This is a genomic window from Sphaerisporangium dianthi (assembly GCF_042654065.1).
GTDB lineage: Bacteria > Actinomycetota > Actinomycetes > Streptosporangiales > Streptosporangiaceae > Sphaerisporangium > Sphaerisporangium dianthi.
In genome coordinates this window covers 1-22,445 of sequence record NZ_JBHSFP010000035.1, presented here as the reverse complement: position 1 = coordinate 22,445, position 22,445 = coordinate 1, and the positions used below count along the sequence as shown (strand labels likewise).

General features: G+C 73.0%; 21 protein-coding genes. 6 read left to right on the top strand and 15 right to left on the bottom strand.

Annotation, left to right across the window (positions count from 1 at the left end; all coding sequences use genetic code 11):
- Positions 1-16: 16 nt before the first annotated feature.
- The 8 genes from ACFO60_RS33735 to ACFO60_RS33700 form a co-directional block, all read right to left on the bottom strand.
- A complete protein-coding gene (locus tag ACFO60_RS33735) occupies positions 17-913 on the bottom strand; it encodes a family 3 encapsulin nanocompartment shell protein (RefSeq protein WP_380848936.1) in 897 nt (298 codons plus the stop codon).
- Entirely contained in the window at positions 910-1,959 is a 1,050-nt protein-coding gene (locus tag ACFO60_RS33730) for a transketolase family protein (RefSeq protein ID WP_380848933.1), read from the bottom strand. Before ACFO60_RS33730 ends, ACFO60_RS33735 begins: the two co-directional genes overlap by 4 nt.
- Positions 1,956-2,729, bottom strand: coding sequence for a 1-deoxy-D-xylulose-5-phosphate synthase N-terminal domain-containing protein (locus ACFO60_RS33725; protein ID WP_380848930.1), 774 nt, complete (start codon positions 2,727-2,729; stop codon positions 1,956-1,958). Before ACFO60_RS33725 ends, ACFO60_RS33730 begins: the two co-directional genes overlap by 4 nt.
- Complete coding sequence (locus tag ACFO60_RS33720; protein WP_380848927.1) at positions 2,726-4,672, bottom strand: M20/M25/M40 family metallo-hydrolase; 1,947 nt, start codon at positions 4,670-4,672, stop codon at positions 2,726-2,728. Before ACFO60_RS33720 ends, ACFO60_RS33725 begins: the two co-directional genes overlap by 4 nt.
- Positions 4,663-5,691 carry an N-acetyl-gamma-glutamyl-phosphate reductase gene (argC, locus tag ACFO60_RS33715; protein ID WP_380848923.1) on the bottom strand — a complete coding sequence of 343 codons (1,029 nt, stop codon included), beginning with the start codon at positions 5,689-5,691 and terminating at the stop codon, positions 4,663-4,665. Before argC ends, ACFO60_RS33720 begins: the two co-directional genes overlap by 10 nt.
- Positions 5,688-6,590, bottom strand: coding sequence for an ATP-grasp domain-containing protein (locus ACFO60_RS33710; RefSeq protein WP_380848920.1), 903 nt, complete (start codon positions 6,588-6,590; stop codon positions 5,688-5,690). The genes argC and ACFO60_RS33710 overlap by 4 nt, the downstream gene beginning before the upstream one ends.
- Complete coding sequence (locus ACFO60_RS33705) at positions 6,583-6,771, bottom strand: lysine biosynthesis protein LysW (RefSeq protein WP_380848917.1); 189 nt, start codon at positions 6,769-6,771, stop codon at positions 6,583-6,585. Before ACFO60_RS33705 ends, ACFO60_RS33710 begins: the two co-directional genes overlap by 8 nt.
- Positions 6,772-6,971: 200 nt before the next feature.
- Positions 6,972-7,700, bottom strand: a complete 729-nt coding sequence (locus tag ACFO60_RS33700) for a 2OG-Fe dioxygenase family protein (RefSeq protein WP_380848914.1) — start codon at positions 7,698-7,700, stop codon at positions 6,972-6,974.
- Between the two features lie 336 nt (positions 7,701-8,036).
- Between ACFO60_RS33700 and ACFO60_RS33695 the strand changes: the two genes are divergently transcribed.
- Both ACFO60_RS33695 and ACFO60_RS33690 read left to right on the top strand, forming a co-directional pair.
- Positions 8,037-10,784: a helix-turn-helix transcriptional regulator gene (locus ACFO60_RS33695; RefSeq protein ID WP_380848911.1), complete on the top strand. Its 2,748-nt coding sequence runs from the start codon at positions 8,037-8,039 to the stop codon at positions 10,782-10,784.
- 14 nt (positions 10,785-10,798) lie between these two features.
- Positions 10,799-10,996, top strand: coding sequence for a hypothetical protein (locus ACFO60_RS33690; protein WP_380848908.1), 198 nt, complete (start codon positions 10,799-10,801; stop codon positions 10,994-10,996).
- A gap of 86 nt (positions 10,997-11,082) precedes the next feature.
- On the opposite strand, the gene ACFO60_RS33685 is transcribed toward ACFO60_RS33690, so the two are convergent.
- Positions 11,083-12,408 carry a trypsin-like peptidase domain-containing protein gene (locus ACFO60_RS33685; RefSeq protein ID WP_380848905.1) on the bottom strand — a complete coding sequence of 442 codons (1,326 nt, stop codon included), beginning with the start codon at positions 12,406-12,408 and terminating at the stop codon, positions 11,083-11,085.
- A 292-nt stretch (positions 12,409-12,700) separates the two neighbouring features.
- On the opposite strand from ACFO60_RS33685, the gene ACFO60_RS33680 reads away from it, so the two are divergent.
- Entirely contained in the window at positions 12,701-13,516 is an 816-nt protein-coding gene (locus tag ACFO60_RS33680; RefSeq protein ID WP_380849123.1) for an NAD-dependent protein deacetylase, read from the top strand.
- 21 nt (positions 13,517-13,537) lie between these two features.
- Here ACFO60_RS33680 and ACFO60_RS33675 read toward each other — a convergent pair whose 3' ends face one another.
- Complete coding sequence (locus ACFO60_RS33675; protein ID WP_380848902.1) at positions 13,538-14,809, bottom strand: NAD(P)-binding domain-containing protein; 1,272 nt, start codon at positions 14,807-14,809, stop codon at positions 13,538-13,540.
- Positions 14,810-14,883: 74 nt separating this feature from the next.
- Here ACFO60_RS33675 and ACFO60_RS33670 point away from each other — a divergent pair, with 74 nt between their 5' ends.
- Entirely contained in the window at positions 14,884-15,861 is a 978-nt protein-coding gene (locus ACFO60_RS33670) for a LysR family transcriptional regulator (protein ID WP_380848899.1), read from the top strand.
- On the opposite strand, the gene ACFO60_RS33665 is transcribed toward ACFO60_RS33670, so the two are convergent.
- The 4 genes from ACFO60_RS33665 to ACFO60_RS33650 all read right to left on the bottom strand — a co-directional run bounded on the left by ACFO60_RS33665 (position 15,792) and on the right by ACFO60_RS33650 (position 19,246).
- The gene (locus tag ACFO60_RS33665) at positions 15,792-16,241 is read right to left on the bottom strand and encodes an ester cyclase (protein ID WP_380848896.1); all 450 of its coding nucleotides are present in this window, start codon (positions 16,239-16,241) and stop codon (positions 15,792-15,794) included. The two genes, ACFO60_RS33670 and ACFO60_RS33665, sit on opposite strands and share 70 nt — an antisense overlap.
- Positions 16,242-16,550: 309 nt before the next feature.
- A complete protein-coding gene (locus ACFO60_RS33660; protein ID WP_380848893.1) occupies positions 16,551-17,288 on the bottom strand; it encodes a ribonuclease HII in 738 nt (245 codons plus the stop codon).
- A 163-nt stretch (positions 17,289-17,451) separates the two neighbouring features.
- Positions 17,452-18,069: an FMN reductase gene (locus ACFO60_RS33655; protein ID WP_380848890.1), complete on the bottom strand. Its 618-nt coding sequence runs from the start codon at positions 18,067-18,069 to the stop codon at positions 17,452-17,454.
- A 58-nt stretch (positions 18,070-18,127) separates the two neighbouring features.
- Entirely contained in the window at positions 18,128-19,246 is a 1,119-nt protein-coding gene (locus ACFO60_RS33650) for an LLM class flavin-dependent oxidoreductase (protein ID WP_380848886.1), read from the bottom strand.
- A gap of 209 nt (positions 19,247-19,455) precedes the next feature.
- Here ACFO60_RS33650 and ACFO60_RS33645 point away from each other — a divergent pair, with 209 nt between their 5' ends.
- On the top strand, positions 19,456-21,012 hold the full coding sequence (locus ACFO60_RS33645) for a sensor histidine kinase (RefSeq protein ID WP_380848883.1): 1,557 nt from the start codon (positions 19,456-19,458) through the stop codon (positions 21,010-21,012).
- A 330-nt stretch (positions 21,013-21,342) separates the two neighbouring features.
- Here ACFO60_RS33645 and ACFO60_RS33640 read toward each other — a convergent pair whose 3' ends face one another.
- A complete protein-coding gene (locus ACFO60_RS33640) occupies positions 21,343-21,585 on the bottom strand; it encodes a zinc ribbon domain-containing protein (RefSeq protein ID WP_380848880.1) in 243 nt (80 codons plus the stop codon).
- A 112-nt stretch (positions 21,586-21,697) separates the two neighbouring features.
- On the opposite strand from ACFO60_RS33640, the gene ACFO60_RS33635 reads away from it, so the two are divergent.
- The gene (locus tag ACFO60_RS33635) at positions 21,698-22,312 is read left to right on the top strand and encodes an ArsR/SmtB family transcription factor (protein WP_380848877.1); all 615 of its coding nucleotides are present in this window, start codon (positions 21,698-21,700) and stop codon (positions 22,310-22,312) included.
- The last annotated feature ends 133 nt before the right edge of the window (positions 22,313-22,445 follow it).

Genomic DNA, 22,445 nt, shown 5'->3' with positions numbered 1-22,445 from the left:
TGAACCTCCGTTCTGATCAGGGGCGGGACAGCAGCAGGAAGTGCTGGGGCAGGTGCACGGCCAGGCCGGCCCGGGCGTGCGCTCTGACCACGTCCTCGCCCTCGGGCCCGGCGTTCCTGCGCAGCGTGAGCGAGGAGACCCCGGGGTCGAGCAGCGTGACCGCGGCGCGGAAGTCGCCGAGCAGTGCCTGCCCGCGGGGCATCATCCGCGTGCGGGCCACCTTGATGCCCACCTCGGTGAGCTTGCTCAGCGTGCCGTCGCGCACCAGCCGCCAGTACAGGGCGGGATGGGCGACGATGCCGTCGCAGGAGCCGCCGGTGTCCTCCACCCGGGCGGCTGCCGAGGTCAGCGATTCGCAGACGTCGTCACCGAACGCGCCGGTGCGCAGCTCGGGCAGGGTGAGCAGGCCGCTGATCCTGCCGTCGGCGGTGCCGTGCAGCAGCGACTCGTTCTCCACCACGCCCAGGCGGACCAGCACGCGGTAGTCGACGAACGCGGCCAGCAGGGCGGGCTCGTCGACGAGTCCTTTGGGCACCGCGACGTCGATCACCAGGTCGGTCAGCTCGGCGTGCTGGACGCTCGGCCCGAACGCCGACTCCGGTGTGCTGGCGTAGGTGTTGCCGGGCACGTCCCGCCCCGGCTCGGGGGCCTCGCGGACGTAGGCGGCGGGCCGGTCGGTGACGCTCGCCACCTTCAGCAGGTGGCGGACGGTGTAGCGGGGACGGGTGGCGAACAGCGGGAACGCCGAGGGCAGGTAGCCGTTGAGCGCGACGACGACGTCGCCGCCCTCGCGGTCGCGCGAGACGGCCCAGGCGAACTCCTCGCCGGGACTGCGCTTGGTCAGCGACGGGTCGGACAGGGTCTGGCGGGTCACCTCGACGGCGGTGGCGCTCTTGTGGACGGTCGTGGTCATGTCGCTCCCTGGCTGTGAGTGGTAGGGGCATGCGTGGCGCCGGGGGTGCCGGTGCCGGTGCCGGCGGTGGTGGCGTGGGGCGTGCCGGAGGCGGTCGCGGGGCGGGGCGCGCCGCGGGCCGCCAGGCCGATGGTGACGGTCTCGGGAACGCCCAGGTCCGCAGCGGCCAGCACGGCCGGCACGGTGAGCCCGAGCGAGGCCAGGGTGTCGTCGTGGCCGCCGCCCTCCGACGGCCACGACGTCCCGGCGTTGACGCTGAGCACCTCGTGCCCGGGCAGCAGCAGCGCCAGCGTCGAGGCGACGCTGCCGGCCGCGCGGTGCTCCTCGACCACCACCAGCCGCCGGGCCGATTCCGCCAGCTCGGCGGCGGCCTGCGCCAGGCTCTCGAAGTCCACCCAGCACAGGTGGGCGTGCGAGAGGTCCGGGCGCCGCTCGGTGGCCGCCACGCACAGCTGCGCGGGCTTCTCGCCGACCGACACCAGGCAGGTGGGGCCGCCGGTCCCGCGGACCCAGCCGGCCTCGCCGCGGCCGGCCGGCTCGAACGGCGCCTCGTAGGGCTCGTTGCGCGCCAGCCGCACGTAGCAGGGCCGGTCCTCGCCGGCGGCGGCCCGGATGACCGCCCGGGTCTCGGCCTCGCCGCACGGGACGGCGATGCGCACGCCGGGCAGGCTCTGCACCACGGCCAGGTCCTCCAGGCTGTGGTGGGTGGGCCCGAACCAGCCGCCGGACACCCCGCCGTAGGGGCAGACCAGCACGACAGGGGCCCCCTGGTAGCCGAGCCCGAGCTTGACGCTCTCGGCCGCCCGCCAGGTGCCGAAGGCGGCGAACGTGCTGAGGAACGGGCGCAGCCCGGCCGAGGCGAGCCCGACCGCGATGTCCACCGCGGCGGCCTCGGCGATCCCGAGATTGCAGAACCGGTCGGGGTGGCGCTCGGCGAACGGGTGCGAGGGGCCGCCGAGGTCGGCCTCCAGGCAGACGATGCGCGGGTCGCCGGCCGCCAGCGCGGTCAGCTCGTCCTTGTACGCCTCGCGTCCGGGGAGCGTCATCGGAGCACCGCCTTCCACTGCTTGGCGCGGGCCGGGCTGATCTTGACGTAGTGGGAGGAGGCCTTGCCCTCGGTGGCGGGCACGCCCTTGCCCTTGACGGTCGCGGCGAGCACCGCCTTGGGCCGGTCCTCGGGGACCAGTACGGCCGCGAGCTTCTCGATGTCGTGGCCGTCGGCCTCGATCACGTCGAACCCGAAGGCGGCCAGCCGGGCGGGCAGGTCGGTCATCGGCGAGATGTCGGCCACGTACCCGTCGTTCTGGCCGCCGTTGACGTCGACCACGACGGTGAGGCCGCCGATGCGCTTGGCCTGGACGATCTGGAGGGTCTCCCAGACCAGGCCCTCCTGCATCTCGCCGTCGCCGACCACGGCGATGGCGCCGCCCGGCTCGCCGAGCAGCCGCCGCGACAGCGCCCAGCCGGCCGCGTAGGCGAGCCCGTGGCCGAGGCTGCCGGTGGGGAAGCGCACCCCGGGCACCTTGGGGGAAGGGTGCCCGGTGTACGGCTCGCCGGCCCGGCCGTAACGCGGCGCGGGGTCCTCCTCGATGGAGCCGGTCTGGTGCAGCACCGCGTACAGCGCGGCGGCGGCGTGGCCCTTGCTGAGCACCACCTCGACGCCGGGCCTGCTCTCGGCCACCGTGTAGGCGGCGACCAGGATGTCCAGCACGGACAGGCTGCCGCCGAGGTGGCAGCCCGCCGGGCTCGCCGCCATGTCCACCACGCTCGCGCGGGCGCGCTGGGCGCGCTCGCGCGCCAGGTCGATCTCGTTCATCCCCTCTCTCCCGTCGTCACGGCGCCCGCGCCGGCCGGCAGGGGCTCCTCGCAGGACGCGCCGTCGCGCAGCCAGCGCCGCACCGCCTCGCCGAGCACCGCGGTGACCAGCCGGTACTCGGCCGCCTCCAGGAGCTCGTGCGGGGTGTGGTCCAGCGAGGCGTCGCCCGGCCCGTAGGCCACCATCGGAACGCCCTGCCAGGTGGTGGCGAGCGTGTTCATGTCGCTGCTGCCCTTCTTGGCCAGCAGCCTGGGGGAGGCGCCGGTCGTGGCCCGCATGGCGCGGGTGAACGCCTTGACCAGCGCGCTGGTGCGCGAGGTGGCCACCGCCGGGGTGGCCAGGAGCGTCTCCACCCGCACCGGGGCGGGGGCGGCCCTGCGCAGGGCCTCGACGATCTCGCCCGGCGTGGTGCCCGGCGGGACCCGCACGTCGACGACCGCCTCGGCCGTCTGGCTCCCGCCCCGGCTGCCCGCGCGCAGGCTGATGACGGCGAACAGCGTGTCGGCGCCGAGCCGCGCGATCTCGGCCTCGGCCGCGGTGACGGCGTCGGCGATGCGGCTGGCGGCGGTGCGCGCGGCCTTGCCGGCCGTGTGCGCGGTGGTCTGCGACACGCTCAGCCGTGCCTTGCACACCCCGTGGTAGCCGATGGTCAGCGCCGCGGCCCCGCTCGGCTCGCCGACGATCACGGCGTCGGCCGGGTAGCGGTCGCGGGCGTGGAAGGCGCCGGCCGCGGTGCGCTCCTCCTCCACGGTGCCGACGACGCGCACGGTGGCGTCCTTCGGCACCTCCAGGGCGGCCAGGGTGGCGAGGAACGCGGCGAGGCTGCCCTTGGCGTCGACGCAGCCGCGCCCGGTGATCGCCTCGCCGTCCCAGCGGGCCGGCCACCGGTGGGGCACGGTGTCCAGGTGCCCCACCATCAGCAGCCGCCGCGGACCGGCGCCGCGGGTGGCCACCAGGTTCCCCGCCTCGTCGATCTCGGCGTCCACGCCGTTGGCGGCGCACCAGTCGACCAGGTACTCGGCGAGTTCCCGCTCGTCGCCGGAGACCGACGACAGCTCGACCATGTTGGCCAGCAGCCCGAGGTCGTGCGCGGGGGCCGGGGCCCGCCAGAACCGGGTGCCGCTGCCGGCGTCCAGGGTGTGCGGGCCGGTGATGGCGATGTCGGGCGTGCCCGCCAGCGCCAGCTCGGCGGCGCGCACCTTCTGCCGCATCCGGCCCCCGGCGTAGACCATGCCCTCGCCCGCCGTGGCGTGCGGGAGCGTGCTGCCGGGGTCGGCGGGGTCGGTGAGCAGCCCCGCCGTCCCGGTCACCAGGCGCAGGTGGTCGGCGTCCACCGCGAGGGCCGCCTCGGCGGCCAGCACGTCGGCGTCGACGTTGAGCGCCGAGCCGCCGTCGGTGGCCGCCACCGGCGGCGACAGGCACACCACGTCGAAGGCGTCCAGCAGTTCGATCAGGCGGGCGCCGTCCACGCGGTCGACCGTCCCGGCGCGGTGGTCGCGCACGAAGCGCTGCCGGCCGCCGTCGAGCGCCCGGATGGGGCCGTTGGGCGTGGCGGTGACCAGTTCCTCGGCCCGGCCGGTGGTGGCGAACACCGACAGCCCGCGCCGCCCCAGTTCCTCGCGCACCCGGGGCAGGGTGATCTGCTCGTAGGCGTCGATGATGTGGGCCATCTCGTCCGGCGGGCAGTAGCGCACCTCGTCGCCGCCGCGCAGGGTCAGCGTCCTGACCGGCCGGCCGATGAGGGCGTAGTGCAGCTTGATGTCGGCCGCGCCGCCGGTGACCACCAGCAGCCGCGCCCCGCGTCCGCTCAGCTCGGCCAGCTCGTCGAACACCTCGGGGTGGCGCAGCGTCGCGCTGCCCAGCTTCACCGTGTACAGCGCGCGGTGGGCGTTGATCGCCTTGAGAGCGGCGGGGTCGTACCCGCCGGCCGGGCTCACGGCCATGCTCCCACCTCCGGCAGTCCGAGGGTCTCCTCAAGGCCGAAGACGCGGTTCATGGCCTGGACGGCCTGGCCGGCCCCGCCCTTGATCAGGTTGTCCAGGGCGGACACCGCCACGCAGCGGGAGCCCTCCACCGACACCCCGACCTCGGCGGTGTTGGAGCCGACCACGGTCTTGAGCATGGGGAACGCCATCGGTGAGCGCCCGTTGCTCATGCGCACGAACGGCGCGTCCGCGTAGGCCCTGGCGTAGGCGCGGCGCACCTGGCCGGCGTCCACGCCCTCGCGCAGCCAGGTGTACGCCGTGGCGAACACGCCGCGGGCGACCGGCAGGCTGAAGGCGGAGAACTGCAGTTCGGGCTCGGTGCCCGTCCAGGTGGCCAGGGCCTGCCGGATCTCCGGCGCGTGCCGGTGCCCGTGCAGCTTGTGCACCCGGACGTTGCCGTCGCGCAGCGCCGGATGCTCGGTGCTGTGGGTGCCGCCGCCGCTGGAGCCGGTCTTGGCGTCGACCACCGCCCTCGGCTCCACCAGTCCGTCGCGGAACAGCGGGTAGAGGGCGTACAGGCCGGCCGACGCCATGCAGCCGGGCAGGTTGACGACCGGCTCGCTCGGCCTGGCGGTGAACTCGGGCACGTAGTAGGGGATCTGCTGCCGCCAGCCCGGCGCCGACTCCGGGTAGTGCTCGGCGATCTCGCCGGGGTCGCGCAGCCGGTAGTCGCCGGCCACGTTCAGCACCAGGTCGGCCTGACCGCTGACCTCGTCCAGGATGCCGGGGAGCACCCCGTTGGGCAGGCAGGAGAACGCCACGTCGACCTTCGACAGCTCGTCGGCGGCGCGCAGCCTGCGCCCGGCGAGCCGCGAGTTGCGCAGCCCGGACACCACCTGCCCGAGCGGCTTGCCCGCGTGCTGCTGGGACGACATGAACGACACCTCGGCCTGCGGGTGGTCGCTCAGCAGCCTGATCAGTTCGGCGCCGATGAAGCCGCTGGCCCCGAGCACGGCGACCTTCATCCGGTCGGTCATGCCGCCCTCTCCTTCCGTTCGGCGAACCGCCCGTCGTCGGCCTCGATGACCGAGCGGGCGAAACGGGCCAGGTGGCCGGGGATGTCGACGCCGTGGATCTCCACCGACTTGGCGAACTCCGGGTTGGCGTTGACCTCCAGCACGTACAGCTCGCCGGTCTCGGCCGACTCGGCCAGGTCGACGCCGTAGAAGCCCGGGCCGAACAGGCCGACGACGCGCCTGCCCAGTTCCGCCGACCTCGGCGACAGCGGGATCGGCTCGACCGTCCCGCCGAGGTGGGTGTTGGTCCGGAGGTCGGGGCTCACCTGCTTGTAGGCCACGACCGGCGTGTGCCCGACGATGATGACCCGCTCGTTGAAGCCCGGTTTGGGGATGTACTCCTGGACGACCACCGGGAAGGATCGCCCGGACGGGTCCAGTCCCTCCCAGCCGCCGCTCCAGGCGGCCAGCTCGGCGGGGGTGGTGATGTGCACGATGCCCCGGCCCCAGGATCCGCTGACCGGCTTGACGACGCCGTGCCCGCCGAGCGCCTCGATCTGCTCGCCCACCTGTTCGGCGGAGAAGGCGATGCGGGTGACCGGGTGGGGGATCCCGGCGCGGGCGAACGCGAGCGCCTGCAGGTCCTTGGACAGGCACAGGCGCACGGCGCCCGGGGTGTTCAGGGTGGGGACGCCCGCCTGCTCGAAGCGGTCGGACATCCCCGCCAGCTCGCGGTGGGAGACGTTGCGGAGGATGACCAGCCGGGGCGCGAGCGCCCGGTCGTTGAGGAACGCGGTGGTGTGCCGGGGCGTCACGGACCGCGCGGTCAGACCGGCCGCGCGGAACGCCGAGAGGAGCAGCCGCTCCTCAGGGCGCATGATCGTGACGGAGACGAGCACGTCCGCAGGGGCGTCACTCACCCCAGTCCTCCTCGACCTCCGGCGCCAGGTCCAGCCGGACGACGGGCGCGATGTCCAGCACTTCGTGCTCCTGGCCGCAGCCGCGGCAGGCCAGGATGTCGCCCAGCTCGACGTCGGACGGCACGGTGATGTCCGTCTCGCACTGCAGGCATGCGGGGGCGGCCGTGGTGATGTTTGCCATGAGAACTCCTCGGCGTGGTGTGTGTTTCGGGTGACGAGATGTGTTCGGCCCGGCGTGGTCCCGGCGAAAGCCGGGCGTGATTCACGCGCCGGCGCTCGGATATCCAGGCGCCTTTCACACGCGGGCGGTTTTCATGCGAGGGCGCCCATTTCCGCCGGGCGCCCTTCCATGGACAGGCGCGGTTCGCGGCGCCGGCCTTCTCAGTCGCCAGGCTTCACACGGTCGAAATCGATGATCATCATGTCCCGGACCGCGCTGGTGGCGTTGAGCGGCCTGATCGGGGTGACCTCGTGCTCCATCGTCCGGTCGTCGATCACGACGGTCTCCATCGGCTCCAGCAGCGTGTGCTCCAGCGCGGGCCGGTCGCCGCCTTTGCGGAACACGCGGCTGAGGCCGCCGGCGCAGCGCTCCCGGTTGACCAGGTGCATGATCACGTAGTCGTGGCCGTCGGTGTGCCGGCCCTCGGGCGCCGGGGCCGACGCCGAGTCGCCCGCGGCCACGACGCGGATCAGGTGCACGGTGACCAGCCAGGTCGGATAGTCCCCTTCCAGTTGCCTGACCAGGCCCAGGTCATGCTCCAGGGCCGCGCGGAAACAGAGGTTGTCGTAGGTCTCGGCAGTGATGGGGGCGAACGTGCGCACCTGCCCGCCGTACACCGAGTTGATGTCGGCGCTCTGGTAGAAGGCCCCGTGCGGCGCCCTCTCCATGGTCACGCCCGCGCCCTCGCCGCCGCGGGCCAGCAGGTGCCCGATGCGGCGCAGCCGGGTGGTGCCGTGACTCTTCTCGACGTACTTGTCGGCCGGAAGGTCTTCCCAGTACTTGGCGAACTCGTTCCATTCGCTGGACGCCGGAATGGGAAGCCGGCCGTGGCTCCACCCTTTCTCGACGACCTCGGCGGGCCATGGGTCGGACGTTTTCGTTATCAGCATTGGGCCGCTTTCTCGTGATGGGTTTCCTGTTCTCCAGTGGAGGTGTCGTCCGATCGGAACTATCAGTACTTGCCTGACGACCAAGGTAGGCAACGGTTTATGACGGTGTAATACCTCGCGGTGCTCTGTTGGCGGTGCGACGCTACTCAACGCGCGCCGGGGCGTTACTCACCCGCTTTCCAGTGGGCAACGTGCCTGGTGGGAGGCCATTGTGAGCTGTTAAGGGAATGCGTATGACGGATTCACATCGGCCCAATGATCGGCGCACTGGTGTCCGGTACGGGGTGCAAATGACAATGATCTGGAAACGCGCACCGATGACACGGGAGAGGCGATATGACGCTCGAAGTCCCTGTCGCACGGGAACAGGTCGGCCTGATCGCGGGCGACGGGCGCTCCCCGCTCTACGTTCCGCGGTCATGGGTCGCGATCGCAGAGCTCGGGCAGATCTTCGTCGGCCGGCAGGACGAACTGGACCGCATAGACGCCGCGATGCGCCACCCCGGGCTGTCCGGGGCCGCGCTCATCGGCGCCGGCGGCGCCGGCAAGAGCCGCCTGCTCGCCGAGGTCGTCCGGCGAGCGGACGAGGGCCACCACCTCGTCGTCCGCGCCTGCGCGTGCCAGGCCACCTCCTCGGTGCCCTTCGGAGCCTTCGCGCAGTACCTTCCGGCCGCCCTCATGGACACCGCGTTCAACGGCAACGCGCTGCGCATGGCCGCCGACGCCCTGATCGGCCAGTCGGGAGGCCGGGACCTGCTGCTGGTCATCGACGACGCCCACCTGCTCGACGAGGCGTCCGTGGCCCTGGCGTTCCAGATGGCCCGCCACCGTGAGGCGTTCGTCCTCACCGCCTCGCGCAGCGGCGAGGGCATCCCCGACCCCATCGCCGACCTGTGCACCAGCGGCCTGGCCGAATGGATCGAGGTGCGCCCCTTCACCCGCGCCGAGGTCGGAGAGGTCCTCGCGAGCACGCTGGGCGGACCCGCCGAGGGCGCGCTGGTCCAGCGGTGCTGGGAGGCCACCGGAGGCAACGCCTTCCTGCTGCGCGAACTGACCACCGCCATGCTCGAGACCGGCGCGCTCACCCTCGCCGAAGGCGTCCGCCGCGGCGGCGAGCGGCTCCCTGTGACCTCCCGGCTGGCCGGGCTGGTCGACAAGCGGCTCACCGGCCTCACCCCCGAGTGCCGCCGGGCGCTGGAACTGCTCGCCTTCGGCGACTCGGTCAGCGTGGACGTCCTGGCCGGGCTGGTCTCCCGCGCGGCCGTCGAGACCGTCGAGGCGCGCGGCATCGTCAAGGTCGAGCGGCTCGGCGGCCGCGACCGCGCACGGCTCGCCTACCCCCTGTACGGGGACGTGCTGCGCGCCCGCGCCCCCCGGCTGCGGGCGCGCCGGTGCAGGGAGGAGCTCGCGGGCGCCGTCGAAGCCGCCGCGCCCGGTCCCGGCGACCTGCTCAAGGTCGCGGCGTGGCGCCTGGAGAACGGCGAGCGGCCGTCCGCCGTCGCCGTCGCCGCCGCCACCAGGGACGCCTGGTCGCGCATGGACCTGCCGCTCAGCGGGCAGCTCGCCGGATGCGCCGTCGAGGCCGGCAAGGGGGTCGAGGTCGCCGAACCGCTCGGCTACGGGCTGATGTTCGCCGGGCGCTCCGGCGACGCCGAGGCCCGGCTCGCCCACCTCGGCCGGCCCGCCCGTGAGCGCGACCGGGCGCGGCTGACCAGCGTCCGGGCGTTCAACCTGGCCTTCGGGCTCGACAACGTGTCCGAGGCGTGGCTGCTGCTCCGCACCGGCCTGGACGACCTCACCGGCGGCGAGCCGCGCGCGGAGCTGCGAGCCCTGCAGGCGCTGCTCCATGTCTTCGGCGGACGCTGCCACGCGGCGGTGGTGCTCGCCGAGCAGGTCATGGCCGACGTGCCCGGCGACTCCCGCGCCCGCTGCGTGGCCGAGGTCGCCCGCGGCGTCGCGCTGGCCTTCCTGCGGCGGCCGGAGGAGAGCTTCCAGGCCCTGGGCGAGGCCCGCGAGCTGAGCCTGAGATGGCAGGGCGAACTGCCCTGGCTGGAGATCTTCATCGAGCTGGGGTGGGTGCACGCCTGCCTGCTCACCGGCCGCTTCCTGGAGGCCCAGGCGCAGGCCGCCGCGGGGTACGACCGGGCGGTGGCGCGGCAGTTCCCCTTCGCCATCGCCTGGTTCTGCCTGCTGCGCGCACTCGTCGCCCGGGCGCGCGGCGAGGTCCGCGAGGAGCTGCACCGCTGCCGCGAGGGCGTCGCCATCGCCCGCCACCACGGCGACCGCGGCCTGCTGGCCGTGCTGCTCGCCCAGCTCGCCCAGGGCCTCGCGCTCGCCGGCGAGGTCAAGGCGGCCCGCCGGGCCCTCGCGGAGGCCGACGGCCTGGCCCAGCGGTCACTGTGGCTGCTCCAGCCCTGGATCGAGCTGGCGCGCTCGTGGGTCGCCGCGGCAGGCGACTCCCCCGACGCCCCTGCCATCGCCGAGAAGGGCGCGGCGCTGGCCCGCGAGTTCGGCGCCGTCGGCATGGAGGCCCTCGCGCTGCACGACGTGGCCAGGATGGGCGCTCCCCAGCACGTGCTCGCCCGCCTCCGCGAGCTGGCCGGGCAGGCCGGGGACGGGGCGGTGCCGCTGTACGCGGCGCACGTCGAGGCCGCTGCGGCCGGGGACGGCGACGGGCTCGCCGCCTCCTCCGCCGAGCTGGAACGGCTCGGCAGCCCTCTGCTCGCCGCGGAGGCGGCCGCCGAGCAGGCCAACTGCCACCGCGCGGCCGGAGATCTCGCCGCGGCCTCGGCCGCGGCGGCCCGGGCGCTGCGCCTGGCCAGGTCCAGCGGAGCCCGGACCCCGGCCCTGTCCGCGCTGGAACGGCCGAGGCTCACCCGCAGAGAGCACCAGATCGCCGAACTGGCCGCCAAGGGCCTGTCCAGCAAGGAGATCAGCGCGCACTTCGTGCTGTCCGTGCGCACGGTCGAGAACCACCTGCAGCGCGCCTATCGCAAGCTCGGCATCGGCGACCGCGCCGAGCTCGGCGCCCTTCTCGGCCTCTTCCAGCCCGCTCACGACGACGACCACAGTCCGACGATGTGAAACGAGGTGCTGTCATGAACTCCGGTTTGCAGTCCTACGTCGAGTGGATGGTCCGGGCCCGCTGGGGCCAGGTCCCGGCCGACGCCGCCGACCCGGCGGGAGGGCCGGGCCCCGCCGCCGGTCACCGTCCCGGGTCCGGCGCGCCGTTCCTGAGCCGGCTGCGCCACTACCTGCGTCCCGGCCGTCACGAGCGCCGGGGCGGGGCCTCCTGACGGCCCTCCGCCGCCAGGCCTGACGGCCCTCCGCCGTCCCGCCCCCCTCGGGGAGGGCGGGACGGCGCGTGCCGCCCGGGCGGGGGTCAGCGGCGGGGGGTCCTGTCCTTGCCCGCCGCGATGGCGCGCCCGGCCTCGGTGATGTAGGAGGCGACGTACGGGTGGGCGGGGAACAGCTTGCGCACCTGGCGGAACCGCGGGAGCGCCATCTTGTAGCGGCCGGCGAAGAAGTCCGCGAGCGCGGCGTCGTACAGCAGCGTCGTCCGCGAAGCGGACGGGACGACCCCGGCGGCGGCCAGGCGCTTGCGCACGATGCCGACCGGCAGGATGAAGCTGTGGTTCTCGGCCGTCTCCCCGGTGGCCGGGTCGACCGACCCCGCGATCAGCGTCCCGATGACCTTGCCCTCCTTGTCGAAGACCGGCCCGCCGGAGTTGCCGTGGTACGAGGGCGCCTGCGCCTGGATGTAGGGCACGCCCAGCACGGTCGTGCGCCGGGCGTTGTAGGCGCCCTCGGTCAGCGCCGGGTACAGCCGCGAGCGCAGGTCGAAGACGGCCGTGTTGGTGGTGACCAGGCCGGGGAAGCCGTTGATGTACAGCGGGTCGCCCACGCGGACGTCGGAGTCCCGGCCGAGCGGCACCGTGGGAAGGTTGCGGGCTCCGCCCATCTTCAGCACGGCGAAGTCCTCGCCGGGGTAGTCGCGGCCCTTGGCGATCAGCCTGATCGGCGTCACCTTGGCCGTCTTGTCCATGCCGCCGCCGGGCAGCGGGCTGATGACCTTGATGCTCCGGTGTATCCCCGTCACGCGCATCTTGTCCGCGTTGAAACGGCCGAACATCGTCTTGGCCAGCCGCACCAGCTCGTCGTCGGGCTGGGCGCTCTTGCGTATCGCCTTCAGGAACGACTTCGTGTCCGCGGCGGTGATCGCGGGCAGCACCTGGGCGCCGTAGAACCGCCGCAGCGCCGTCCTGGTCGTGCCCACGCAGTGCGCGCCGGTGACCATGTACCCGTCCGGCGTCACCCACCAGCCGGTGCACAGGCCCGGCCGGTCCACCTTGGCCGTGCGCGCGGGCGCGGCCGAGGCCAGGTAGCGGTCGACGTGCGAGGCGGCGGTGCGCAGCACCCACTTGACCTGGCTCTGGTGGTCGGCCGGGATGCGCCCGGCCTTGGCGTGCCGCGCGGCCGCGTCGAACAGCGCGCCGAACGCCTTCTTGGCCCGCGGAGAGGGGACGGTGACCGTCGCGGTGTGGTCGGTCTGGATGAGCTGGACCGCGGGATCGGTGCGGGCCGCCAGTCGCGTTCCGGTCGCCACCTCGCGCGCGGCCTCGGCCGGTGAGGCGACGGCGACGCCCGGCATCGCGGCGGCCCCCGCCAATACCGCTCCCGCCGTCACCAGCCGTAAGGACGTTCGCATGGTTCCACCCCCTGGGTCATTTCGTGACCCGAGTGTGCGCGGCGTCGCTATATGCCGCCTTGCAGGCCGCTTACGCCCTGTTCGCGGGGTTGTACGCGACGGACCGTGTCCGCAGGGGTCGTCCAGGTCCGCAGGGGGCGTCGAACGACCGGCCGGCGATGGAAGCGGCGGCGGGGGCGGCAGGCGGAGATCTTCGAACGGGCGGAGATCACGGGTCGCGGGGTCGCGGGCCGGACGATTTCGCGCGGCCGGGACCGTGCGGCACCATGGAGGGGTGAACGAGGGCGCGGACATGCTGGCGAAGTTCCTGGCCGAGGGCGACGTGGTGGTCCTGAGCGGGGCCGGCATCTCCACCGAGTCGGGCATCCCCGACTACCGCGGGCCGAGCGGAGCCCTGCGGCGGCACACCCCGATGACCTACCAGACCTTCACCGGCGACCCGGCCGCGCGGCGGCGCTACTGGGCGCGCAGCCACGCCGGATGGCGCACCATGGCGGGGGCCAGGCCGAACTCCGGCCACCACGCGGTCGCCCGGCTCCAGAGGCACGGCCTGCTGTCCGGCGTCGTGACCCAGAACGTCGACGGCCTCCACCAGGCCGGCGGCGCGACGGGCGTCATCGAACTGCACGGCAGCCTGCACCGCGTGGTCTGCCTCGACTGCGGCGACGCCACCTCGCGCGAGGAACTGGACCACCGACTGCGGCAGGCGAACCCCCGGTTCGGCGCCCTGGTCACCGCCGTCAACCCCGACGGCGACGTCGAACTGCCGCAGGAGGAGATCGAGGCGTTCCGCCCGGTCGGATGCCGGGCGTGCGGCGGCGGGGTCCTCAAGCCCGACGTGGTCTTCTTCGGCGAGACCGTCCCGCCCGGCCGCGTCGCCGCGTGCTTCGCCCTCGTCGAACGCGCCCGCCTGCTGCTGGTCCTCGGCTCGTCCCTGACCGTGATGTCGGGCCGCAGGTTCGTGCTCCGGGCCGCGAAGCTCGGCATACCGGTCGCGATCGTCAACCAGGGGCCGACCCGCGGCGACGACTACGCCGACCTGACCGTCGACGCCCCTCTCGGCGTCGTCCTCTCCCAGACCGCCGCCCTCATGGCCGCCGCCCCCTGACGTCTGTCCAGGCCGCGCGGCTCAGAGCACGGTGGCCGCCGGCACGGCCGCCGTCACCTCCACCTCGATCAGCAGACCGGGCCGGAACAGTCGTGACACCTCCACGGTCGTGCTCGCCGGCGGCTCGCCGGTGATGTACCGCTTACGCACGGTCCCGTACTCGGCCAGACGCGACATGTCGGTGAGGAACGTCCGGATGTGGGTCACGTCGTCGAACGTGCATCCCTGGTCGGCCAGGATGCGGGCCAAGGACTCCATCACCCGCTCGGCCTGAGCCGCCATGTCGTCTTCGCCGATCACGTTCCCCGCGTCGTCCAGTGCCACCTGCCCCGAGACGAACACCAGGTCGCCGACCCGTGTGGCGTGTGAGTAGAGCCCGTTCGTGGCGGGCACCGAGGCAGGGTTGATCTTCTCCACCCGCGTCCGCGCGCGCACGCCGCCCGATGTCCCCGCGCCGTCCGGTGTCTCCGCGCTGCCTGACGGTTCCGCGTGTCCGACGTGCTGGAACACGGCCGTCAGGTCGTCGCCGCCGAGCCCGGCGGCGATCGCCCCGTCCAGCCGCCTCCAGGCGGCGGCCGCGAGGGTCTGGACGGGATGCGCGGCCAGCGCGAGATCCTTGGCGGCCAGGCCGAGTCCGTAGCGGCGCTCGGCGCGCCCACCCTCCACGGCGGGGCGGACCCGCTCGGCCAGCGCGCCGAGCGGGGTGACGCCCAGAACCTCCAGCAGCGCTCCCGCCTTCACCCCGATCGCCTCGCCATAGGCGACCGTCTCGGCCAGCAGCACCTGCGAGGGCACCACCGCGCTCATCACGGCCACCTTCATCGCCGCTCCCGCGCCCAGGCCGCCGAGCTCCCGCACCTGACCGAAAACCTCGAGCACCTCGCGGCAGCGCGCCACATCGCCGGCCGGCCCGCCGGCCAGGACCGTCAGCGCGCCCTCGCGCGCCGGGCCCACGCTGCCCAGCACCGGTGCGTCCACCAGACCGATCCCCGCGGGAAGCCGGTCGCGCAGGCCGGCCACCGCCTCGGGCCCGATCGTGGACATCTCCACCACGAGGGTGCCGTCGCGCAGCGCGGGCGCCGCCTGTTCCAGCACCTCCCTCACCGCCGCCGGATCACTGAGCATCGTGATGACGAGCTCCGCCCCCGCCACCGCGTCGGCGGGAGAGCCGGCGGCCCGTGCCCCGAGCACCGTCCGCGGAGTCCGGTTCCACGTCGTCACGGTGTGTCCGGCGTCCACGAGTCGCCGCGCCATCAGGACGCCCATGCGTCCCAGTCCGAGAAAAGCAATCATGGATGATGACCGTAGACACGTGCTTGGCATTCCACCAGCGACTACATTGCATATATCCCATGCGCTGGAGGAATGTGTTCGACGTCGATGCACTGCGCTTGCTGGACGCCGTGGCGCGGACCGGCTCCTTCACGGCGGCGGCCGCGGAACTGGCCTACACCCAGTCCGCGGTCTCCCGCCGCATCGCCTCCCTGGAACGGCAGGCGGGCGGCCCGCTGTTCGAACGGCTCGCCCGCGGAGTACGCCCGACGCCCGCGGGAGAACTGCTCTGGCAGCACGCCCGGGCCGTCCTCAACCGCCTGGCCAGGGCCGCCGACGAGCTGGCCGGCATCCACGGCGGCTACCAGGGGCGGGTCCGTCTCGGGGCGTTCGCCACGGCCAACGTCGCGTTGGTCCCCGCGGCCCTGCGCGCCTTCCGCCATGAGTTCCCGCAGGTCGAGCTCGCTCCCGCCGAAGGGCCGAGCACGGGTCTGCTGCGCCGCATGCGCGAGGGCGGCCTGGACGTCGCGGTGGTCAGCGACTATCCCTCCGGCCTGCCCTACGACGACGAGATCGAGATCATCGAACTGGTGCGGGACGAGCTGCTCGTCGCCCTGCCCGCGGATCACCGGCTGGCGGCGGCCGGCCACATCGACCTGCGCGACCTGCGTGAGGAGACCTGGATCGAGGCGCCGCCGCACGGGCAGCGGACCATGCTCGCGGACGCCTGTGCCCGCGCGGGGTTCACGCCTCGCGCCACCCTCAAGATAGGTGACTGGACGGGGAAGTTCGGGTTCGTCGCGGCCGGGCTCGGTGTCACCCTGGTACCGTCCATCGCCGCGTGGGCCGTGCCGGAAGGGGTCGCGCTGCGTTCCCTGGGCGAGCTGGCGCCGCGTCGCACCGTGTCGGCCGCACTACCCCCATCGCCGCTGCCCGCCGCGCGCACGCTCGCGGGCATCCTGGCGCGGACCGCCTTCGCCGTCCTCGCTCCGGCTCTGGCGCCCTATACGGCGCGGAGGGCGGGGTCGAGCTCCTTCAGGCCGAAGCCCAGCTGGCTGTACAGCTCCAGCTGATCGTAGTACTCCCGATGCGTCGTGATCTTGCCGTTCTCGACGAAGGACGAGCAGGTGGCACGGTAGATGACACGACGGCCGGTCGCCTGGAGCTCACGCCCGTCGGGCAGCAGGAGCGGCCCTTCGTGGGTACCGGTGACCGTCCATTCGGTGATCGCGGGATTGTCGCAGTCGGCGGCCTCGAACCACGCCGTCAGGTGGAAGTCGGGAAAGCCGCGGAAGAACTGCTCGTAGAGCCAGGCTATCTGCTCGTGCCCTTCCATCGTCCCCGACGGCGTGACAAGGACGGCGTCGCGGCTGTAGCAGTCGAGTATGCGATCTAGCGCGTGCGCGTTGGTCGCGTCGCACAGCCGATGTTTGATGGTCCAGAAATCAGACAATGACAAAATAATCCCTCAATGACGTGTTTGTCCCCCTCACGCACGTTACTCGGCGGACCGTCAAGCTCGGGTCATAAGTGTCTGATATGTCCTCATCGAACCGGCAAGCCGCGCCCTGGGACGGGCGATCCGCGTCAATGCGATCGGAATCCCACCGTGGGCACGTCGCGAGACATGCCGAAGACGACGCTGACCTCGAGACGGTGCACGGCGAGGTCAAGGGCGCCATCGGTCAGCGCCGCGTGACGCGCGTGCTGGAGGACGTCCGCCGGAGCGGCTGACGGTGACCTCACCTGGAGCGTGCCCCGGTCACAGGAGGGAGAGCTGGCCGGAGGCGGCCAGGGGGTCGCGGTGCTTTCGCAGGTGCCGCCACTTGGGCAGGTCGTCCAGATAGGACCACGACAGCCGGTGGTGCGGGGTCGGGCCGTACTCGGCCAGAGCCTCCTGGTGGGCGGGGGAGGGGTAGCCGGCGTTGCCCGCGAAGTCGTAGGCCGGGTGCTCGGGGGCGAGGGCGGCCATCAGCCGGTCGCGGTGCACCTTGGCCAGCACCGACGCGGCGGCCACGCTGACCGAGCGCAGGTCGGCCTTGACCTCGCAGCGCACCCGCCACGGCCTGCGGAGGAAGTCGTGCTTGCCGTCCAGGATGACGACGTCGGGGCGGCACGGCAGGGCGTCCAGCGCCCGTGTCGCCGCGCGGCGCAGCGCCTCGGTCATGCCCACCTCGTCGATCTCCTCGGCGCTCGACGCGCCGATCGCGTGGCAGGTCAGCCAGCCGGGCAGCGCCTCGGCGAACGCCTCACGGTGCGTGCGCGCCAGCAGCTTGGAGTCGGTGAGGCGCACGGTCGCCCCGCCGCGTCCGGAAAGCTCGGGCGGCGGGCTCAGGTCGGTGATCGCGGCGCACACCACGACCGGCCCGGCCCACGAGCCGCGGCCGACCTCGTCCACCCCGGCGATGACGCGCGCCCCTCCGGCGCGCAGCTCGCGCTCGATCAGGTAACCGGCGGCGCGAGGCGCGGCGGGCTCCCGCGGCGTGGTCGGCTTTCGCATCGGTCCATCATGGCAGGACGGCGCGTACGACGGCGTGGCTTCGCGGACGGGGGCCCATCGGACGGGCGCCCATCGGACGGGGGCTCATCGGACGGGCGCCGATCAGGGGACCGCTGCCGGGGGTCAAGGAGCGGCCCCGTGATCAGCGGGTGGGACGCGCGGATCAGGGGCGCAGTGCCGCGAGCCGCTGCTCGAAGGGGATGAGCTCCTCGACCGGCTCGGCGGCCGGGGGCCGGCGCAGCATGAGGCCGGCCAGCTCGCCGGCCGCGCGGGCGATCCGGCCGGCCAGGGCGCCCGTGCGCTCATCCCCGCCCGAGCCCCAGTCCTCCGAGGCGGCGTAAACGGCGGTCGGAACCACGACCGCGCGCAGGTAGGCGAACAGCGGGCGCATGGCGTGCTCCAGGGCGAGCGAGTGGCGGGCCGTGCCGCCGGTCGCCGCGATCAGCACCGGCTTGCCGACGAGCGCGGTGTTCTCGACGATGTCGACGAACGACTTGAACAGCCCGCTGTAGGAGGCGGTGAAGATCGGGGTGACGGCGATGAGGCCGTCGGCCTCGGTGACCGCGCGCAGCGCCTCGGCCAGGGCCGGGGAGGGGAAGCCGGTGACCAGGTTGCCGGCGATGTCGCGGGCCAGGTCGCGTAGTTCCACGACCCGCACCTCCACATCCCGCTCCCCGGCCAGGCGGCCGCGGGCGGCCTCGGCGAGGCGGTCGGCCAGCAGGCGCGTCGAGGACGGCCTGCCGAGCCCCGCGGAGACGGCGACGAGCTTCAACGGCTTCATTGAGAACTCCCGGTGGTCAGGGGATGGCGGGGGAGGGGATGCGGGGTGGGGAGGGCGGTCAGGAGGCGGTGTCGGCGGCGATCTGCTGCCCCTGCGCCGCCTCGGCGTCGCGCCGGGCGACGAGGGCCGCATGGGAGGGGCCGTCCGGCACCTGGCCCGGCCGGCCGGCGGCGAACTCCTTGCGCAGCACCGGCACGACCTCCTCGCCGAGGATGTCGAGCTGCTCAAGGACGGTCTTCAGCGGCAGGCCGGCGTGGTCCATCAGGAACAGCTGGCGCTGGTAGTCGCCGAACGTGTCGCGGAAGGTCAGCGTCCTGTCGATGACCTCCTGCGGGCTGCCCACGGTGAGAGGCGTCTGCTCGGTGAACTCCTCCAGCGAGGGGCCGTGGCCGTACACCGGGGCGTTGTCGAAGTAGGGCCGGAACTCGCGCACCGCGTCCTGGGAGTTCTTGCGCATGAACACCTGGCCGCCGAGGCCGACGATGGCCTGCTCGGGGGCGCCGTGCCCGTAGTGGGCGAAGCGCTCGCGGTAGAGGCCGATCAGCCGGACGAAGTGCTCCTTGGGCCAGAAGATGTTGTTGGCGAAGAACCCGTCGCCGTAGTACGCGGCCTGCTCGGCGATCTCGGGGCTGCGGATCGAGCCGTGCCACACGAAGGGCGGGACGCCGTCCAGCGGGCGGGGCGTCGCGGTGAAGCCCTGCAGCGGAGTGCGGAACCGGCCCTGCCAGTCGACGACGTCCTCGCGCCAGAGCCGGTGCAGCAGCGCGTAGTTCTCGATGGCGAGCGGGATGCCCTGCCGGATGTCCTGACCGAACCACGGGTACACCGGCCCGGTGTTGCCGCGTCCCATCATCAGGTCGACGCGCCCGCCGGCCAGGTGCTGGAGCATGGCGTAGTCCTCGGCGATCTTCACCGGGTCGTTGGTGGTGATCAGGGTGGTGGCGGTCGAGAGGATGATCCGCTCGGTGCGCGCCGCGATGTAGCCGAGCATCGTGGTCGGCGAGGAGGGGACGAAGGGAGGGTTGTGGTGCTCGCCGGTGGCGAAGACGTCCAGGCCGACCTCTTCTGCCTTCAGGGCGATGGCGACCATCGCCTTGATCCGCTCGTGCTCGCTCGGCGTCGTGCCCGTGACCGGGTCGGTGGTGACGTCGCCCACACTGAAGATCCCGAACTGCATCGCCCTCATCATCCTTCTTGTCGTTGAAATTTCAACTAAGTAAGCGTTGCCACCGTACCCCTTATTCCTCTGCGGAGGGAGCCTGTCCAGGTGATTTCCGCGCCCGGCGCGCTCGCCCGATCGCTCGCCGTCACCTGTCCTGAGGGGTACCGGGGAAAAGCTACGATGCCTTTCATGTCCGCCATCGCCGAGGTCGTTCCGGGCACTGCATGAGAACGCGCTGGAGCGCCCAGGCCTGGTTCGCCTTGGTGCTGGTCGTCATGGTCATCGTGCTGGCGGGGTCCGCCCTGGTGGCCTCCCTGGTGCTGCGGCACACGACGGAGGTCTCCAACCGGCTGTCGGACGAGATCTCCCCGGCGAGGATCCAGGCCGAGAGGATCCGGACGGCGCTGGTCGACCAGGAGACCGGCGTCCGCGGCTTCCTGCTCACCGGCAAGGAGGACTTCCTCGGGCCCTACACCACCGGGCAGGCGGCCGAGCGGCAGGCCGTCGCGGCCGTCCGGCGGCTCGCGCCCGGTGCTCCGCCGCTGCGCGAACTGAGCGAGGTCGAGCGGCTGAGCGTCGAATGGCGCGCCCGGTACGCCGAGCCGCAGATCGCGATCGTCCGCCGCGACGGGCCCGACAGCCTGCCCGCCGGCCGCACCGAGGAGAGCCGGCACGCCTTCGACACGTTGCGTGCGGCCCTCGACGCGCAGGAGGCGGCCTGGGGACGGGCGCGCGACGTCTCCCGCGCCGACCTCCAAGCCGCCAGGTCGGCGCGCGACATCAGCTTCGGCGGCATCATCGGGTTCTTCCTGCTCACCATCATCGCGCTCGCCGTGCTGCTCCGTCTGGTGGTGTTCCGGCCGCTGGAGCGGCTGCGCGACGCCTCTCGCCGGGTCACCGCGGGCGACTTCGGCCACCACGTCGACACCGGCGGCCCCGCCGACGTCGCCGAACTGGCCCGCGACATGGAGGCCATGCGCCTGCGCATCGTGACCGAACTGGAGGAGACCCGCCAGTCGCGTGAACTGCTCGCCCGGCAGGCCGCGGAGCTGAGGCGCTCCAACGGCGAGCTGGAGCAGTTCGCCTATGTGGCCAGCCACGACCTGCAGGAGCCGCTGCGCAAGGTCGCCAGCTTCACCCAGATGCTCGAACAGCGCTATGGCGATCAGCTCGACGACCGCGCCAAGCAGTACATCGGCTTCGCCGTCGACGGCGCCAAGCGCATGCAGGCGCTCATCAACGAGCTGCTGACCTTCTCAAGAATCGGCAGGCTGAACGCCGAGCACACGCGACTGAAGCTCAACGAGACCGTGGACCTGGCCGTGCGCAACCTCGCGGGCCGTCTCGAGGACACCGGCGGCGTCGTCGAGGCGGCCGAGCTGCCAGAGATCACCGGCGACCGCACGCAGCTGGTCATGCTCTGGCAGAACCTCATCGGCAACGCGCTGAAGTTCCGCCATCCCGATCGCGCGCCGGTCGTCCGCATCGACGCCGAGCGGGACGGCGACGAGTGGCGCATCACGGTGACCGACAACGGCATCGGCATCGAGCCGCGGTACGCCGAGAAGATCTTCCTCATCTTCCAGCGGCTGCACACCCGCGACGCCTACGAGGGCACCGGCATCGGGCTCGCGCTCTGCCGCAAGATCGCGTCCTACCACGGCGGGCGCATCGAGCTGGACCTCGCCTTCACCGGCGGCAGCCGCTTCATCATCCACCTCCCCGCGGAGGAGGAGCCCGCCGAGATTCCCGTCGTGGAAGCCGCCGTCCAGGACGCCTGACCGGGCCTCGGGGCGCCACCCGCCGGGTGGCCGCGGCCCGCTCCGGTAGGTGCGCTGCCGGCCGGCGTCGCGGAAGGCGGCGGTCTCGCCGTGGATCGACGGGTCGCCGTCCTGGACGCGGCGGTTGCGGACCCGGCCGAGCAGCCGCTCTCCCGGTCCGAACAGCGCCGCGCCGGCGGGGACCCCGCCCTCGGCGTAGCCCTTCCTGGCCTCTTCCAGCGCCACGCCCAGCATCGCGGCCGGATCGGCGTGGCCAACGGTCATGTGGTCACCCTCCCCGCTCCTGCCCCCTCGGAAAACGGCCGGCCGCTCGCGCCGCGGGCTCACCTGTCAGCGGATCGCGGCCCGGGTCGCCTCCTGCTTCGAGACGCCGTACGTGGCGCCGCCCGACGTGCACTGTGCCGCGTACCTGGTGCGCAGCCGGAACAGCGGTACGAAGAACAGGCTGAACCGGGTGACCCGCCGGGAGAGCATCTGGACCGCCATGACGCCGCAGCCGTGGCAGACGGAGCTCAGCGTGCCGAGCGGATGAATGGTCGTGCGGAGCCCGAACAAGATGAACATCACCCCCATCTACCCGATCCGGCCCCGACGAGTCCCGGTGCCGGACGCCGCTCCGCGCCCGCCGCAAACCGACAACTTGAACAGTCTTGACAACTTCGTTTGTCGGTGAGACCGTTATGGCATGTTCGAAGTTGCGGTGATCGAGGATGCGGCGGCGGCCCAGGTCTCACTGGACCCGGTTCGGGCCCGGCTGCTGGCCGAGCTGGTCGAACCGGCATCGGCCGCGACGCTGGCCGGCAGGGTCGGCCTGCCTCGCCAGAAGGTGAACTACCACCTCAAGGCGTTGGAGCGGCACGGCCTCATCGAGCTGGCGGAGGAGCGGCGCAAGGGCAATGTGACCGAGCGGGTGATGCGGGCCACGGCGGCCTCGTACGTCATCTCGCCGGTCGCGCTCGCGGCGGTGGCGCCCGATCCGGGGCGCTCGCCGGACCAGCTCTCGGCGCGCTGGCTGCTGGCGGTGGCCGCGGGGCTCGTGCGCGATGTCGGCCGGCTCGTCGTCGCCGCGGCCCACGCGCGCAGGCGGGTGGCCACCTTCACCATCGACGGCCAGGTGCGTTTCGCCTCGGCGGCCGACCGGGCGGCGTTCGCCGAACGGCTCGCCGAGACGGTCAAGGAGCTGGCCGGCGAGTACCACGACGAGACCGCCGAGGGCGGCCGCGTGCACCGGCTGATCGTGGCGATGCACCCCCACGTGCCGGACGAGACGGAGACCGATGTCGAGGGGGTCATGCGATGACGCACGCGTTCGAGTTGCGCAAGGAGATCGAGCTGCGGGCGAGTGCTTCGCAGGTGTGGGAGGCGGTGTCCGGTGGTCCGGGGTTGGACTCCTGGTTTCTGGGTCGCAGCGAGGTGGAGCCGCGGGTGGGCGG